Below are 14,390 nucleotides of genomic sequence, written 5' to 3' on the forward strand. Positions count from 1 at the left end.
CGTGATACAGAATTACGTGTTTGATAGAACTTAAGGATATTTCGTGGAAGTTAAAATTTTTCAGGTTGACTCGTTTACATCAGAGGTTTTCAAAGGTAATCCCGCGGGTGTTTGTATCACAGAGTCAAGCCTTGATGAGGAAACGATGTTGGCCATCGCGGCCGAGATGTCGTTATCTGAAACGGCATTTCTGTCACTCAGTACAATGCAACTTCGTTGGTTTACACCGAGGACGGAAGTTGCTTTGTGTGGACACGGCACACTTGCAACGGCGCACGTTCTGAAAGAGCAGGGGTTATATAATACTGGAGATACGATTGAGTTCGTTACGCTATCTGGGGTTTTAACTACACAACTCGATCATGAAGAAATTCATTTGGTGTTTCCTGCTCCAACTTTAGATATGCGAGCTAGTATTAACAAAGACTTACTTCATGGTTTGGGGCTAGATGCCGCCAATGTAGTCGCCTACGGTCAGTTTGATAATAAGCAGTTGGTCGTCATTAATGATGAATTTGTGCTTGAACAGCTCGACCCTGATTTTGGTGCGCTGCTTAAACAAAAAGGCCGTGGCGTCGTCATCACTGCTCAATCAAGCACTGACGCCGATTTTGTCTCTCGATACTTCGCGCCTTGGGTAGGTGTTAATGAGGACCCAGTTACAGGCTCTGCACATTGCGCTTTATGTGTTTACTGGGCTAAAGAGCTCAACAAAAAGCAACTGAAAGGCTTCCAAGCCTCCAAGAGAAGTGGGGTCGTCCATACAGAGTTGTTAAGCACTGAGCACGTTAAGCTTTCTGGAAATGCAGTAACGATATTGCGAGGATATATGAGAATCGCGTAGCGGTCCTTGTGGGAATGATTTTATTTTCGTGTTACCCAATGCTCAATAGTGAAGACGCTTGAATGCTGCTTATTTAAGTGGCTGATTTTTTTTGTAAAAACACCCCTGGCACGGTGGTGTATAACGATTGGAGAGTTATATGAAAACTATCGGTCTTCTAGGTGGTATGAGCTGGGAGTCGACGCTTAGTTATTACAAATTGATCAACGAAGGAGTCAAAGAGGCGTTAGGCGGCCTAAATTCCGCAAAAATTTGTATGTATAGCGTGAATTTTTCGGAGATAGAGAAACTTCAACATCAAGGTAAATGGGAAGAAACGGCAAGCATTCTATCTGATGCTGCATCTTTAATAGAAAAAGGGGGCGCTGACTTCATTCTTATTTGTACTAACACAATGCACAAAGTTGCGCCTCAAATTGAAGCCAGTATTAATATCCCCATACTACATATCGCAGACGCGACTGCTGAGTTACTTCGTGAGAAAGGGGTTCAAAAGGTCGGACTCCTTGGTACTCAATTCACAATGGAGCAAGACTTTTATAAAGGAAGGCTTTCCGACCGTTATGGGCTTGATGTCGTCATTCCCGATCAAGACGACCGCTCTAAAGTACATAACATTATTTATAAAGAGTTATGCCAAGGTGAAATCAAAGAGGAGTCAAGGACGATATACTTGCAAATTATTGAAAAACTAAAAGAGCACGGAGCTGAAGCTGTGATTCTCGGGTGTACTGAAATTGCCTTACTTGTAAACCAAAGTCACACCGATGTTACACTACTCGATACCACTTCTATCCATGCTCAAGCAGCAGTCCGTTTGGCAATTGAAGGTGAATGATCTACGCTTTCTTTCCTGCAAAAAAAGAGAAAACCAAGCACGTGGTTTTCTCTTTTTTATTATCAAGTTATAAGCGAGCAAATTTGAGAGTTCTGTATCCACCAATCAAGTTGCGGGCTTTGTAACCATTGTTGACCAGCTGACGGTATGCTACGTTACCGCGTAACCCAACTTGACAGTAAATCACGATCTCTTTGTCTTTAGGAAGTTCGTGCATGCGACGACGTAGTTGATCGACAGGAATATTAATTGCACCTTCAAGATAACCAACGGACTCCAATTCACCAGGATTACGAACATCAAGTAACAGTTGGTCTTCTGTCAGTGAATCCATTTCATCATAATGAATCGCGGTCGCATCGCCTTTGATGATGTTATTTGCCACAAACGCCGCTTGGTTAATTACATCTTTAGCAGAGCCATAAGGTGGCGCGTAAGTGAGCTCGAGGTGTTGCAGTTGCTCTACCGTCATACCAGCACGCTGAGCAACTGCCATTACGTCGATACGTTTATCAACACCGTCTTTACCTACTGCTTGCGCACCTAATATTTTACCTGTTACTGGATCAAACAGCATTTTGAATGACACGGTTTCTGCACCTGGGTAGTAACTCGCGTGACTTGCTGTATGCACATACACTTTTTCATAAGCGATGTTTTCACGTTTCAGCTGTTTCTCGTTTTTACCAGTAGAAGCGACGGCTAAATCAAAAATCTTACAGATCGCCGTGCCTTGCGTACCTTGGTAAGTTTCTTGGCGGCCAAGCATGTTGTCTGCTGCCATTCGGCCTTGACGGTTTGCCGGGCCCGCAAGTGGCACTAGAGTTTGCTCGCCAGTCACAAAGTCTTTCTCTTCTACCGCGTCGCCGACAGCGTAGATCGAAGGATCGCTGGTTTGCATGTATTCATTGGTATAAATACCACCAAGAGCGCCGATTTCTAAGCCAGCTTCTTTCGCTAATTTGGTCTCGGGGCGAACACCAATTGCCATAATCAAAATATCGGTGGTGAGTCTTTCACCGTTGTTTAGTGTTAATTCCAATTCACCTTCTAGATGTTGGTGTTTTTCGCTCTCACCAGAGTCGAAACTTGCCACGTGCTCGTTAGGTACGAATTTCACCGACTCAAGTGCGACGCCAAGTTTAAGGTCGATGCCTTTCTCACGAATTTCAGCATGTGCGAAGCCAGCCATTTCACGGTCAACGGGCGTCATCACTTGATCCGCCATTTCAACTAATGTGGTTTTTATGCCTAGCTGGTGGAAGGCTTCCATCATTTCCAAACCGATAAAACCACCACCAACGACCGTAGCGTGTTCAACTTTGTTGGTTTCGATCGTTTTAATGATGCGATCCATATCTGGAATATTGCGCAGCGAGTGCGTTAACGGGTTATCAATACCCGGAATAGGCGGCACAACTGGACCTGCGCCAGGGCTGAGTAGAAGAAAGTCGTAGCTCTCTTGGTATTCCGAGCCATCAAGCAAATTCTTAACCGTAACCGTTTTGTCTTGACGGTTAATAGAAACCACTTCGTTCATCACACGGACATCAACATTGAAACGCGCTAAAAAGCTCTCAGGCGTTTGAAGAAGCAGTTTGCTGCGCTCTTGGATATCACCACCAATGTGATAGGGTAAGCCACAGTTTGCAAATGACACAAATGGACCGCGTTCAAACATAATGATTTCTGCATCTTCACTTAAACGACGAGCGCGAGCTGCTGCAGATGCACCTCCAGCAACCCCACCAATAATCACGATTTTGCTCATGGATTTCTCCTGCTGAATGATCGAAAACGCCTACACCTTACTTAAATAAATTAGCTGAGTCTAATGTTATTTAATCTACATTAGCATTGACTTAATAATATTAATTAGTAATATCTAATGAAATGTAATGTAGTAATGAAGAGGCATAAGAATGGGCGACAGTATGCTACAAAGTGCGACCGAAGCGAGTGAGCTGCTTAAAATTATGGCTCATCCAGAGCGCCTAATCGTGATGTGTAAGCTGATTGAAGGCGAGAAAGGGGTCGGTGAACTGTTTGAAGGTTCATCATTAAGCCAATCTGCTTTTTCACAACATCTCACCGTATTGAGAAAGCACGACATCATTAAAGCTAGGAAGGTTTCTCAGCAGGTATTTTATTCAATTTCTGATGAAAGAGTTGGTCCGCTGGTTGAAGCGTTTAAGCAAGTTTTCTGTAAGTAATTAGTTTGGCGGATGCTATGTTTGAAGTTCCTTGGATGTCGCTTTTGGGCGGCATAATAGTTGGCGTATCAGCGATAACACTGATGCTATTTACTGGCAAGACTGCTGGGATCAGTGGGATCTTAAACGGTGCCGTTGAGAGCGCAGACCGCGTTTGGCGAATTGTTTTTTTAATTGCGATGGTATTAGGTGGCTTGTTTGCTGTTTATGTTCTTGGCGGGCATGTACCAGATCAGTACAGCGGTTCTGTTGTTTTAGTTATCGTTGCTGGCTTGTTAGTCGGTGTCGGTACGCGTATCGGCAATGGTTGTACTAGTGGTCATGGCATTTGTGGGATAGGGCGTTTCTCAATCCGTTCTGTGGTCGCGACGTGTACTTTTATGGCCACAGCCATGTTAACCGTCTTGCTAGTATCGTGAGGAATAGTGCCGTTATGAAAACTCATGTAATGAAAAGTATTAAGCAAATGTCCGTTGTTGCATTTTCTGGTGTGCTCTTTGGTATTGGTATGGTGGTCTCTGGTATGGCTGAACCGGCAAAAGTGATTGGCTTTCTCGATATTACTGGAGCATGGGATCCAAGCTTAGCCTTTGTAATGGGCGGAGCACTTGCGGTGTTCGTTCCAGCTTATCTTTTATTAATAAAGCCAAGAAGCGAATCTGTGTTTGGTGATGAGATTGTATGCCCAACTTCTAAAGCGATAGACAAAAAGTTAGTCGGTGGTGCTGTACTGTTTGGTATTGGTTGGGGGTTACTGGGTGTGTGTCCTGGTCCTGCGGTTGCCAGCCTTTTCACTGGCAACACACAAGTTCTGCTCTTTATAGTGGCAATGTTGGCTGGGTCATTCACCGCTAAAAGAGTGGTTCGTCAATAAAGAAAGTACTTCAACGTTAAAAATAGTACTTAAACGCTAAAAAGTGAGTGTCGTAGAAACCGGGCAATGGTCACTCAGTTTATAGTCGAGTACATCTTGTGTTTTGAAAACGGTTTGAACACCAGACGACGCCTTTAAATCACCACTCACAATAATGTGGTCTATCACCGAGCGGAATTGGTGGGTTTTATTCGGATTACGATTAGAACGCACTTTACATTCCGCTTTAGTGTCTTTAGTCACTAGCTTTGCACTAGTATTGTCCGATATCACGTCCCACAACCAATCTCCTTGATAACCCAAGTTGTGGTTAAAGTCGCCAAGCACGACATAATGTTGTTTGTTGTCCTCGCGCGCCTTTATCCACTTAGCTAGTGCCTGTCCTTGTTGTTTCACTATCTTACAATCGCGGTTATTACGATACGCGCCACTGCAACCCGCTTTCAGATGTACAGAGAGTAGATGAGTCTCGTTTTCTTGGTTTGGATTTAAAACAAGGTAGCTCGCGAAGCGCAGCTTGCTGTTGCCTCGTGTGATAGAGAAGTCTGGCTTGTCTAATATGCTTACGCCATTGCGCACGGCAAAGCCTGTGTATTGGTTGGTGTCGTTAAACTGAAGGTGTCGGTTGGAGGCGTTTGAACGATCGGAAAGATAGATAGTGAAGTCATTGCCAACAGCTTTTTGCATTGCAGCGACGCTTTCGACTTCTTGAAAAGCAAGAATGTCGGCTTGTGTTTTATCCACATAGTGGGTCAGTTTTTCAAAATCTTGTGGTGTTCTCGACACTTTTCCACCATCTATAGATAACCATTCTATGTTCCAACTGGTTAGATTGATGGAGTTTTGAGCAAATGAAAGAGAACTAAAAAGTAATATTAACGTAACAAAAAGTGATCGCATTTTGGCCTGTTGCACTCCTATCTTTTAGCGTATTCCTTTCCATCCTTTATCCTACAAGACCTCCAAAAATAGCAAGTAGATTTAGTACCAATTTTGCAATTTTCATGGTTTTCTTCGCAACTGAGATCAACGCCAATAAGATCGATTTCTTCTTGTTCGCTAGCCAATCTTTATTGATCAAAATCAATGTTTTCGAGTGGTGCTTCTCGTTAAATACGCCACAATATATTGTGTTGCCAGAATAAAAAATAACCCCATATAGTGTGTTTGTGGATAACTCTGTGAGTATGCTCGGGTAAGGAGAACAAAGTGAAACCAATCGTAATCAAACGCGACGGATCAAGAGCTCCGTTCAACAGGGATCGTATCCAAGCAGCAGTTGAAGCAGCAGCGGAAAACAAAGATAAGGATGTCGCTATTTATGCTCTTAATGTGGCTCTTGCTGTCGAGTTACAGTTAAGAGAACACGATGAAGTTCACATCCATGAGATTCAAGACTTAGTCGAAAATGAACTCATGCAAGGTCCTTACAAAGCCCTAGCGCGTTCTTACATTGAATATCGCCACGATCGCGACATCGCTCGTGAGAAGCAAAGTGCACTAACTCGCGAAATCGAAGGTTTGATTGAAGAAAGTAATCTGGATCTAATAAACGAGAACGCGAACAAAGACGGCAAAGTAATTCCGACTCAACGTGACTTGTTGGCTGGTATCGTAGCGAAACACTACGCGAAGACGCACATCCTTCCTCGCGATGTGGTTCAAGCGCACGAAGTGGGTGACATTCACTACCACGATTTAGACTACGCACCGTTCTTCCCAATGTTTAACTGTATGCTTATCGATCTTAAAGGCATGCTGACGCATGGTTTTAAAATGGGTAACGCTGAGATTGATACGCCAAAATCAATTTCGACTGCAACAGCGGTAACAGCACAAATCATTGCTCAAGTCGCGAGCCACATTTACGGCGGTACAACCATCAACCGTATTGATGAAGTTCTAGAGCCGTACGTAATCACAAGCTACGAGAAACACCTAGAGATCGCAAAAGAGTGGAACATTGCTGAGCCAGAAGAGTTCGCAAAAGCACGCACAGAGAAAGAGTGTTACGACGCGTTCCAATCTCTAGAATACGAAGTAAACACGCTACACACGGCGAACGGTCAAACACCATTCGTTACGTTTGGTTTTGGTCTTGGTACTAGCTGGGCATCACGCCTTATCCAGAAATCGATTCTGAAGAACCGAATTGCAGGTCTAGGTAAGAACCGTAAAACAGCGGTATTCCCTAAACTGGTATTCGGCATCAAAGATGGCTTGAACCACAAATCAGAAGATCCAAACTACGACATCAAGCAACTTGCGCTTGAGTGTGCGTCTAAGCGTATGTACCCAGACATTCTTAACTACGACAAAGTAGTGGAAGTAACGGGTTCATTCAAAACCCCAATGGGTTGCCGTAGCTTCCTTGGTACTTACGAAGAAAACGGTGAGCTGATTCACGAAGGTCGTAACAACCTTGGCGTCGTGAGCTTGAACCTTCCTCGTATCGCTATCCGTGCAAACGGAAGCGAAGAGAAATTCTACGAGCTTCTAAATGACCGCCTACGTCTTGCTCGTAAAGCACTAGAGACACGTATCTCTCGCCTTGAAAACGTGAAAGCACGTGTGGCCCCAATCCTATACATGGAAGGCGCATGTGGTGTTCGCTTGAAAGCAGACGACTCAATCGCAGATATCTTCAAGAACGGTCGTGCGTCTATTTCTCTTGGTTACATCGGTGTACACGAGACAATTAACGCGCTATTCGGTACAGAAGCGCACGTTTATGATGACGCTGTTTTGCGTGAAAAAGCGGTCGCGATCATCAAGCATCTAAAAGATGCTGTGAATCAATGGGCTGACGAAACAGGTTATGGTTTCAGCTTATATGCAACGCCAAGTGAAAACCTATGTAGCCGTTTCTGCCGCATCGATGCGAAAGAGTTCGGCGTAATTGAAGGCGTAACAGACAAAGGTTACTACACCAACAGCTTCCACCTAGATGTTGAGAAGAAGGTGAACCCATACGACAAGATCGACTTTGAGATGCCTTACCCAGAAATCTCAAGCGGCGGCTTTATCTGTTACGGCGAGTTCCCGAACATGCAACGTAACGTTGAAGCACTAGAAAACGTATGGGACTACAGTTACACCCGAGTGCCTTACTACGGAACTAACACGCCAATTGATGAGTGTTACGAGTGTGGTTACAACGGTGAGTTTGACTGTACAAGTAAAGGCTTCACTTGCCCAAGCTGTGGCAACCATGATTCAACCAAAGTGTCAGTGACACGTCGTGTTTGTGGCTACCTAGGCAGCCCAGATGCACGCCCGTTTAACTTCGGTAAGCAAGAAGAAGTGAAGCGCCGAGTTAAACACCTGTAAGGTTAACTACCACTCGTTTTACACTTTGAAAATCAACTTTAAACAGGTTGATTTTCTCTTTCGCGATAACACAGAGACGCATTATGAATTACCACCAATACTATCCAATTGACGTTGTTAACGGACCGGGTACGCGCTGTACGCTGTTTGTGTCGGGTTGTGTGCATCAGTGCCGTGGCTGTTATAACCAGTCGACGCAACGTTTGGATTCTGGTGTACTTTTCACGCAAGAAGCGGAAGACAAAATCATCGCTGACTTAAACGACACGCGTATCAAACGCCGTGGCTTGTCGTTGTCGGGTGGAGATCCGCTTCACCCTGCTAATGTGCCTCATATTTTGAAGATAGTGAAAAGGGTGAGAGAGGAGTGCCCAGGTAAAGACATTTGGGTTTGGACTGGCTACACGCTGACGGAACTGAATGACGCGCAAAGGGAAGTGGTGCAATACATCGATGTTTTGATTGATGGTAAGTTTGAACAAGACAAGAAAGACCTCAATCTCGAATGGCGTGGCAGTTCAAACCAAATCATTCATCGATTTACGGACATCTAATCAAGCATTCTCCGCACATAAAAAGAGCTCACGCGTGCAGAACGGGTGAGCCCTTTTGGTGTGAGTTCGTTAATGTCTTTTTGGTTACGCTGTCACTGATTGGTCATCTTCAACCATATTATTTATCCAACGTTTAGATTGAATACGGTAAGTCGTCAGTACGCCTTTCACTAACTCTTCCGCGAGCAGAGACATCAAGACAAAATGCAAAGGCAGCCCTAACACCATGCCTGTGTAATAAGTAAGGGGGATGCCAATAGCCCACTGACCGAACGTGTCGATGAAAATGCTATAGCGAATATCAGCGCCACTCTTTAGTACGCCGCCAATCCCAACCATGTTAAACACCCTCAAAATCATACCTAGCGCCATGACTAAACATACGTTAAGTGCCATGTCTGCATCGGTTAACGGGCTCAGTACCAATAGGTGATGAATCATGGGCGAGCTCAACCATACTAGGAAAAACAGCAAGGTGGCTAAGATTGCGCTGGTTAACACATACCACCACGCCGTTTTCTCGACTCGGTCATAATGTTTTGCACCAATATCATTCCCAAGAAGAACGGATGCAGCGACCGCAAATCCCATAAAGGTTGAAATCAGTACCCCTTCAATCGGTGATAAGAATGAGATGATCGCCAGTTCTGAAACGCCCAATTGACCATAGATGATGCTGTAAACGATCAATCCACCAGTCCAAAGCGCATCGTGGACCAACATGGGTAAAGAAACCTTAAAGTACTTTTTTCGATACTGTTTTAAGCGGCCTTGTACCCAATCGAACTTAGTCGGAATTAGGTAAGCATATCGTTTGTAGAAAAAATAAATCAAGACGGCCGTTTGGAAAAATCGAGAAACAAAACTACCTACGGCTGCACCAAATACGCCCCATTGAGGGAAACCAAGTAAACCAAAAATCAATACATAATTAAGCGCGACGTTAACGACAATGGCGGAGATACTAACGTTGGTTGCCAGTTTGGTTCGGCCCACGGAGCGCAATACCGCTTCAATCGGTACTACTATCGCCGTAGCAATGAGGCTAAAGCCCGTAACCACAAGATAATCACGTGCATAAGTGACGTATTCAGGATCGTCTGACATAAAAGAGACGAGCTCTTCATCAAAAATCGCATAAAGAACGATAAACGGCAGCGTCACCAAAATGGAAATAAACCAAGATTGCGCCAACGTTCTGCGAATTCCGGCTAGGTTTCCTGAGCCGTAGTATTGAGAAGCAAGTACGGTAACTGCACCGCACAGGCCAAAGACAACCGCTAGGTTGAAGAAAAAGATACGATTTCCAACTCCAACTGCTGCCGTTGCAGATTCTCCGAGTAGGCTTACCATGAAAATATCCACGACGCCGAGCAAAGCAAAAAGCATGGACTGAAGTGAAACAGGTAGGCCAATCGTAATCAGCTTTTGCCAAAATGCTTTATCGATGTATTCGCGTGTTAAGAGCATCGCATTTCTCCTTAAAGATTAATGCGAGTAGTTTATCCTCATGATTTGGCGGTGTATTTTTCAAAGGAATCCAAAACCTTTGTAAAACTCTCTACTAACGCACATGTGAGCCAATAAATCATGGAAGATAAACAAGAACGCTACGCGATTTCAGAAAAAACTTATCAAGAGTTTATTGATCACAGTCGAGTATTAGCACTTGAGGAGAGAGGCATTGTGCAGTGCGGCATTGCCACTTGTCGTGACTTCTTCTCTGTTTATCGTAAAAACCAAAAGAAACACATGCTGCTCTATACGGTGCGTGGTAAAGGGTGGCTAGAGAGTGGGGCTTGTCGATACGATTTGGAACCGGGCTCGTTGATTACAGTACCCGCAGGTGTTGAAAACGGTTTTGGTATAGAAGAAGAACCTTGGCAGATCGCGTGGCTTTTTCTTGCTCCTGATAGAGAGTGGCCGATATTAGAATGCGATGTTCGCTACCAGCTTTCATCTACACCTGAAGTGATGTATGCATGTATCCAAACACTACTACGCAGCATTCACCTTCCAATCGATTATGGTGGTGCGGTAGGTGAGCATAGTGTGGCTCAGTTAGAGCTGATGTTAAACATGCCGCCCTCAGAGTCGATATCACGCAGCCAATTGAGGCTTCGGCGTGTATTTGACCTTGTCCAACGTCAGCTCCATAAGGATTGGAGCGTTGAGCAGGTGGCGGCTCTATATCCATGTTCGGAGCCTCATTTGCATCGACTGACTCAAAAGCAGTTTGGTCGAAGCCCAATGGTACATTTAACGCGTATGCGCATGGAATATGCTGCTAGGTTACTTCGTTCAACAGAATGGCCAATTCAGCATATTGGAGAAATAGTCGGATATCCGACCAGCGCAAACTTTAGTACACGTTTTAAAGCGTGGTCGACCATGACACCAAGAGAGTTTAGAAAAAACGGTAGAGTGGATTGGTACGACGAGGAGTGAATCGTTCTTTTTCTGAACGATAGAGCGCACAAAACTCACCGCAATCCAGAATTTTGTTCTCTAATTGATGAAATAAGTGAAAAATCATTTCGTCATTTTTTGCGATGGTGTTAACGTGAGGTTCGGTACTTGAATTTCAAAGGGTTATGACTTTCATGTTTTCTAATCTCCCAACTCCCGTATTAGATCCTATTTTATCTCTATCCGTTGCATACCGTAACGATGAACGTCCAAACAAGGTTGACCTTGGCATTGGCGTATACAAAAACAGCGCAGGCGAAACGCCGATTATGAAAGCCATTCAAATGGCGCAGGATGTCGTTGTTGAAACTCAAAAAACCAAGTCTTATGTTGGTCTTGCGGGTTGCGAAGAATTTAATAAAAGCATGATCGATTTGCTGCTGACGGGAACGTCTGCAATGGATCGTGTTGCAGCTATTCAAACGCCAGGTGCAAGTGGTGCGCTGCGTATGCTCGGTGATCTAATGAAGATCGCACAGCCAGATACGACGGTTTGGATTTCCAACCCAAGCTACGTAAACCACAAGCCAGTGATGGAAGCAGCAGGCCTTAAAGTTAAGTTCTACCACTATTTCTCTTCTGAAACGAAACAAGTAGACACCGCAAAAATGATGGATGATCTTGCGAAAGCTGGGCCTTCAGATGTGGTACTTCTTCATGGTTGTTGCCACAATCCAACTGGTGCGGATATTGACTTCTCTGCTTGGCAAGCCATTACAGAATTGTCGCAGAAGAACGGTTTCATCCCATTTGTGGACATTGCTTACCAAGGCTTCGGTGATGGCCTAGAAGAAGACGCAAAAGGTCTTCGTTTTATGGCAGATAACGTTGAAGAGATGTTGATTACTACTTCATGTTCGAAGAACTTTGGTCTGTACCGTGAACGAACTGGTGCAGCGATTGTGGTTGGTAAGAACATGCATGATGTAACCAATGCAAAAGGTAAACTCCTCACTCTAGCTCGCTCTACTTACACGATGCCACCCGACCATGGTGCAGCTTTAGTTAAGACCATTCTGCAAGATGACAATCTCACTTCCGTTTGGAAGCAAGAATTGAGTGAAATGCAACATCGTTTGGTTAGCCTTCGTCAAAGTTTGTGTAACGAGTTGAGAAACAACCATAATACAGATCAATTTGATTTCATTGAGGGTCACAAAGGCATGTTTACTGTGCTAGGCTTTAGTGGAAACCAAATGGCGCAACTGCGTGAAGATTATGGCATTTATGGTGTTGGCGATGGTCGAATTAACATTGCCGGACTTACCGAAACTCATATTCCATACGTAGCGGACGCAATTAAGAAAGTATCTCAAGCTTAATTGGAGTGTGGATGAAAAACTGGAAACTGATTCTGCCGCTTATGATGAGCGGCAGTTTAATTGCTTGTACGTCAACTCAAACGACGCAGGAACCTGTTGAGCCAGAGTCGCCAAAGGTCGAAGAGCCCGTTAAAGTCGAGCCAGAAGTGAAACCTGATGTAGATCCAAAGCCAGAGGTGGAGCCCAAACCAGAAGCGAAACCTGAGAAAAAGCCGGAACCAAAGCCTAAGAAGCCAGTCAAGGTCACAAAAACACCCGATGGCATGTTAATTCTTGGTTCTGAAGAATGGGTTTATGTTCCTGAAATTGACCAGACTTTCAAGGCTAGAGTCGATACAGGTGCGACAACATCATCAATTAGTGCGACTGACATTGTTCCGTTTGAGCGTGATGGTAAAGACTGGGTTAAATTTAAGATAGATTTAGGTGACAAAGACACCAAAGAATTTAAAGTACCCGTTGAGCGCTGGGCTAAAGTTAAGCAGTCTTCGTCAGAAGAGGTGGATAAACGAGCGGTGGTAAAAGCCTACATTACCGTTGGGGATCACAAAGAAAAGACAGAGTTTACGTTAGCGGATCGCGGACATATGACGTTTCCAATTTTGCTTGGTCGAAGCTTTTTTAGAGATATTGCCGTTGTGGATGTATCGAAAAAATATGTGCAAGATAAACCTAAAAAAACCGCTAAAAACTGATGTATTAAAGCTAGTTTCTGCTACAAGCTAATAATTCTTGATTAGCAAAAAATGGCCTCCAAAATCGGAGGCTATTTTTATTGAATCATATGCTTGCTTGTGATGCCTGGTAGTCATATCCACTAAAATGCAAAACGAGCAGACATTACAATTTGCTGGCCATAGACACCATTATTTTTGAAATCTGCACCAAGCGATAGTTGTTGAGTTGAGTGGAATCGTGCGCCCAGATTGTAAATGGTGTTCGAATCGTCATTATCTATGATTTGGCCGATACGGCCATGTAGCTCAACATTTTGCATAAACCAAATACGAGTGCCAATATTCACTTCCGTGCGCCACTCGTCACCCACTTTATCACTGCCGTTCTCTTTAATGTTGTGTACCAACATTTGGCCATAAATATCTGCAAATTGGCCTGCTGGCCCATTAAAGCCTATACCACCAGCAATGTCCCAGTCTCCGCTGAATTCACTGTCTGCGCGAGCAATGAAATGGGTATTCTCTGTAAAGTAGGTATTGAACTCGCCACCAAATGTACCAGGGCTAGTGCCCATGCGAAATTCCATCGTGTTGTAGTTGAAATTATTTGCGTGTGCGGAAAGTGGCAAAATAGCACACAAACCAAAGGCTGCAACCTTTAGAGCTTTACCTAGCATGGTGTCTCCGGGCAAGATGATTAAAATGAACAAAAAAATGGTCTGCAAAAAGCAGACCAAGATTGATAAAGCTATCATTTTAAGTGCTTGCCGTCACTATTTAGCTGTAATCGTCACTACATCATGTTGATATGTACAGCAATCGTGGTTTGTTTTACATGACCACGAGTTGTTCGACTTCAATCTCTGGTTTGTTCCCGCCTTCAAATTTGCCAAACAGACGGACTTTAGTCGTGTGATCAATCGGAGTATTTAGCTGAATATCGTCATCGAGTTCGACCATCACTTCACCGGAACCATCGCTAAAGACAAACTTATCCGCGCGAACTTGACGCAATAAGTTACCTTCAACGACCACATCTTTTTCAGTAAACATATTGGAGTCGTTTAGCAAGGCATCCAATTTTTCCACAGTGACAGGACCGTTAAACTGCAAGTTTGATTGGTTTTGAGCGTTATCTTTCGCGAACGCGATAGAAGGAGCAATAGCTAAGGCGGCGATTGTTGCGATAATTGTATTCTTTTTCATGTTACATCCTCATCGGTTTGTTTTGATGGGTTCATTAAAACAGGGCTTGTTTGAACCAATGAT

At 44.1% G+C, this 14,390-nt stretch carries 15 protein-coding genes; 10 read left to right on the plus strand and 5 right to left on the minus strand.

What is annotated here, in order from left to right:
- Nucleotides 1-43: 43 nt before the first annotated feature.
- Both R7E47_RS14725 and R7E47_RS14730 read left to right on the plus strand, forming a co-directional pair.
- The gene (locus R7E47_RS14725; RefSeq protein ID WP_318084518.1) at nt 44-844 is read left to right on the plus strand and encodes a PhzF family phenazine biosynthesis isomerase; all 801 of its coding nucleotides are present in this window, start codon (nt 44-46) and stop codon (nt 842-844) included.
- A 139-nt stretch (nt 845-983) separates the two neighbouring features.
- Nucleotides 984-1,682, plus strand: coding sequence for an aspartate/glutamate racemase family protein (locus R7E47_RS14730; RefSeq protein WP_053349909.1), 699 nt, complete (start codon nt 984-986; stop codon nt 1,680-1,682).
- Between the two features lie 67 nt (nt 1,683-1,749).
- Here R7E47_RS14730 and R7E47_RS14735 read toward each other — a convergent pair whose 3' ends face one another.
- Nucleotides 1,750-3,453: an FAD-dependent oxidoreductase gene (locus R7E47_RS14735; protein WP_104976080.1), complete on the minus strand. Its 1,704-nt coding sequence runs from the start codon at nt 3,451-3,453 to the stop codon at nt 1,750-1,752.
- 151 nt (nt 3,454-3,604) lie between these two features.
- Here R7E47_RS14735 and R7E47_RS14740 point away from each other — a divergent pair, with 151 nt between their 5' ends.
- Genes R7E47_RS14740 through R7E47_RS14750 form a run of 3 tightly spaced genes read left to right on the plus strand, consistent with a single transcriptional unit; the run spans nt 3,605 to nt 4,769 of the window.
- Nucleotides 3,605-3,895, plus strand: a complete 291-nt coding sequence (locus R7E47_RS14740; protein WP_005376206.1) for an ArsR/SmtB family transcription factor — start codon at nt 3,605-3,607, stop codon at nt 3,893-3,895.
- A gap of 5 nt (nt 3,896-3,900) precedes the next feature.
- A complete protein-coding gene (locus R7E47_RS14745) occupies nt 3,901-4,314 on the plus strand; it encodes a YeeE/YedE family protein (RefSeq protein ID WP_318084522.1) in 414 nt (137 codons plus the stop codon).
- Between the two features lie 14 nt (nt 4,315-4,328).
- Entirely contained in the window at nt 4,329-4,769 is a 441-nt protein-coding gene (locus tag R7E47_RS14750; RefSeq protein ID WP_031781165.1) for a YeeE/YedE family protein, read from the plus strand.
- 36 nt (nt 4,770-4,805) lie between these two features.
- On the opposite strand, the gene R7E47_RS14755 is transcribed toward R7E47_RS14750, so the two are convergent.
- Nucleotides 4,806-5,669, minus strand: a complete 864-nt coding sequence (locus tag R7E47_RS14755) for an endonuclease/exonuclease/phosphatase family protein (RefSeq protein WP_213885566.1) — start codon at nt 5,667-5,669, stop codon at nt 4,806-4,808.
- Between the two features lie 309 nt (nt 5,670-5,978).
- Between R7E47_RS14755 and nrdD the strand changes: the two genes are divergently transcribed.
- Together nrdD and nrdG are read left to right on the plus strand one after the other, a co-directional pair.
- Nucleotides 5,979-8,099: an anaerobic ribonucleoside-triphosphate reductase gene (gene nrdD / locus R7E47_RS14760; RefSeq protein WP_005388026.1), complete on the plus strand. Its 2,121-nt coding sequence runs from the start codon at nt 5,979-5,981 to the stop codon at nt 8,097-8,099.
- 83 nt (nt 8,100-8,182) lie between these two features.
- Nucleotides 8,183-8,653 (plus strand): anaerobic ribonucleoside-triphosphate reductase-activating protein, encoded by a 471-nt coding sequence (gene nrdG, locus R7E47_RS14765; protein ID WP_005376213.1) that lies wholly within the window; start codon nt 8,183-8,185, stop codon nt 8,651-8,653.
- A gap of 84 nt (nt 8,654-8,737) precedes the next feature.
- Here nrdG and R7E47_RS14770 read toward each other — a convergent pair whose 3' ends face one another.
- Nucleotides 8,738-10,123, minus strand: coding sequence for an MATE family efflux transporter (locus tag R7E47_RS14770; protein WP_258483506.1), 1,386 nt, complete (start codon nt 10,121-10,123; stop codon nt 8,738-8,740).
- A gap of 120 nt (nt 10,124-10,243) precedes the next feature.
- Here R7E47_RS14770 and R7E47_RS14775 point away from each other — a divergent pair, with 120 nt between their 5' ends.
- From R7E47_RS14775 to R7E47_RS14785, 3 genes are all read left to right on the plus strand, one after another.
- A complete protein-coding gene (locus R7E47_RS14775; protein WP_151515559.1) occupies nt 10,244-11,101 on the plus strand; it encodes an AraC family transcriptional regulator in 858 nt (285 codons plus the stop codon).
- Between the two features lie 155 nt (nt 11,102-11,256).
- Nucleotides 11,257-12,444 carry an aromatic amino acid transaminase gene (locus R7E47_RS14780; protein ID WP_017634625.1) on the plus strand — a complete coding sequence of 396 codons (1,188 nt, stop codon included), beginning with the start codon at nt 11,257-11,259 and terminating at the stop codon, nt 12,442-12,444.
- Between the two features lie 11 nt (nt 12,445-12,455).
- Nucleotides 12,456-13,139, plus strand: a complete 684-nt coding sequence (locus R7E47_RS14785) for an ATP-dependent zinc protease (RefSeq protein ID WP_005388032.1) — start codon at nt 12,456-12,458, stop codon at nt 13,137-13,139.
- 122 nt (nt 13,140-13,261) lie between these two features.
- Here the strand turns inward: R7E47_RS14785 and R7E47_RS14790 are convergent, their stop codons facing one another.
- Both R7E47_RS14790 and R7E47_RS14795 read right to left on the minus strand, forming a co-directional pair.
- On the minus strand, nt 13,262-13,798 hold the full coding sequence (locus R7E47_RS14790; RefSeq protein WP_017634623.1) for a hypothetical protein: 537 nt from the start codon (nt 13,796-13,798) through the stop codon (nt 13,262-13,264).
- Between the two features lie 154 nt (nt 13,799-13,952).
- Entirely contained in the window at nt 13,953-14,327 is a 375-nt protein-coding gene (locus R7E47_RS14795) for a NirD/YgiW/YdeI family stress tolerance protein (protein ID WP_318084527.1), read from the minus strand.
- Nucleotides 14,328-14,390: the final 63 nt, after the last annotated feature.

The organism is Vibrio sp. Vb1026 (genome assembly GCF_033338745.1).
Lineage (GTDB): Bacteria > Pseudomonadota > Gammaproteobacteria > Enterobacterales > Vibrionaceae > Vibrio > Vibrio alginolyticus.

Coding starts and splice junctions, on each gene's coding strand:
- R7E47_RS14740 (WP_005376206.1), top strand. CDS start 3,605: ATGGGCGACAGTATGCTACAAAGTGCGACCGAAGCGAGTGAGCTGCTT.
- R7E47_RS14775 (WP_151515559.1), top strand. CDS start 10,244: ATGGAAGATAAACAAGAACGCTACGCGATTTCAGAAAAAACTTATCAA.
- R7E47_RS14750 (WP_031781165.1), top strand. CDS start 4,329: ATGAAAACTCATGTAATGAAAAGTATTAAGCAAATGTCCGTTGTTGCA.
- R7E47_RS14780 (WP_017634625.1), top strand. CDS start 11,257: ATGTTTTCTAATCTCCCAACTCCCGTATTAGATCCTATTTTATCTCTA.
- R7E47_RS14755 (WP_213885566.1), bottom strand. CDS start 5,669: ATGCGATCACTTTTTGTTACGTTAATATTACTTTTTAGTTCTCTTTCA.
- R7E47_RS14730 (WP_053349909.1), top strand. CDS start 984: ATGAAAACTATCGGTCTTCTAGGTGGTATGAGCTGGGAGTCGACGCTT.
- R7E47_RS14735 (WP_104976080.1), bottom strand. CDS start 3,453: ATGAGCAAAATCGTGATTATTGGTGGGGTTGCTGGAGGTGCATCTGCA.
- R7E47_RS14770 (WP_258483506.1), bottom strand. CDS start 10,123: ATGCTCTTAACACGCGAATACATCGATAAAGCATTTTGGCAAAAGCTG.
- R7E47_RS14790 (WP_017634623.1), bottom strand. CDS start 13,798: ATGCTAGGTAAAGCTCTAAAGGTTGCAGCCTTTGGTTTGTGTGCTATT.
- R7E47_RS14795 (WP_318084527.1), bottom strand. CDS start 14,327: ATGAAAAAGAATACAATTATCGCAACAATCGCCGCCTTAGCTATTGCT.
- R7E47_RS14785 (WP_005388032.1), top strand. CDS start 12,456: ATGAAAAACTGGAAACTGATTCTGCCGCTTATGATGAGCGGCAGTTTA.
- nrdG (WP_005376213.1), top strand. CDS start 8,183: ATGAATTACCACCAATACTATCCAATTGACGTTGTTAACGGACCGGGT.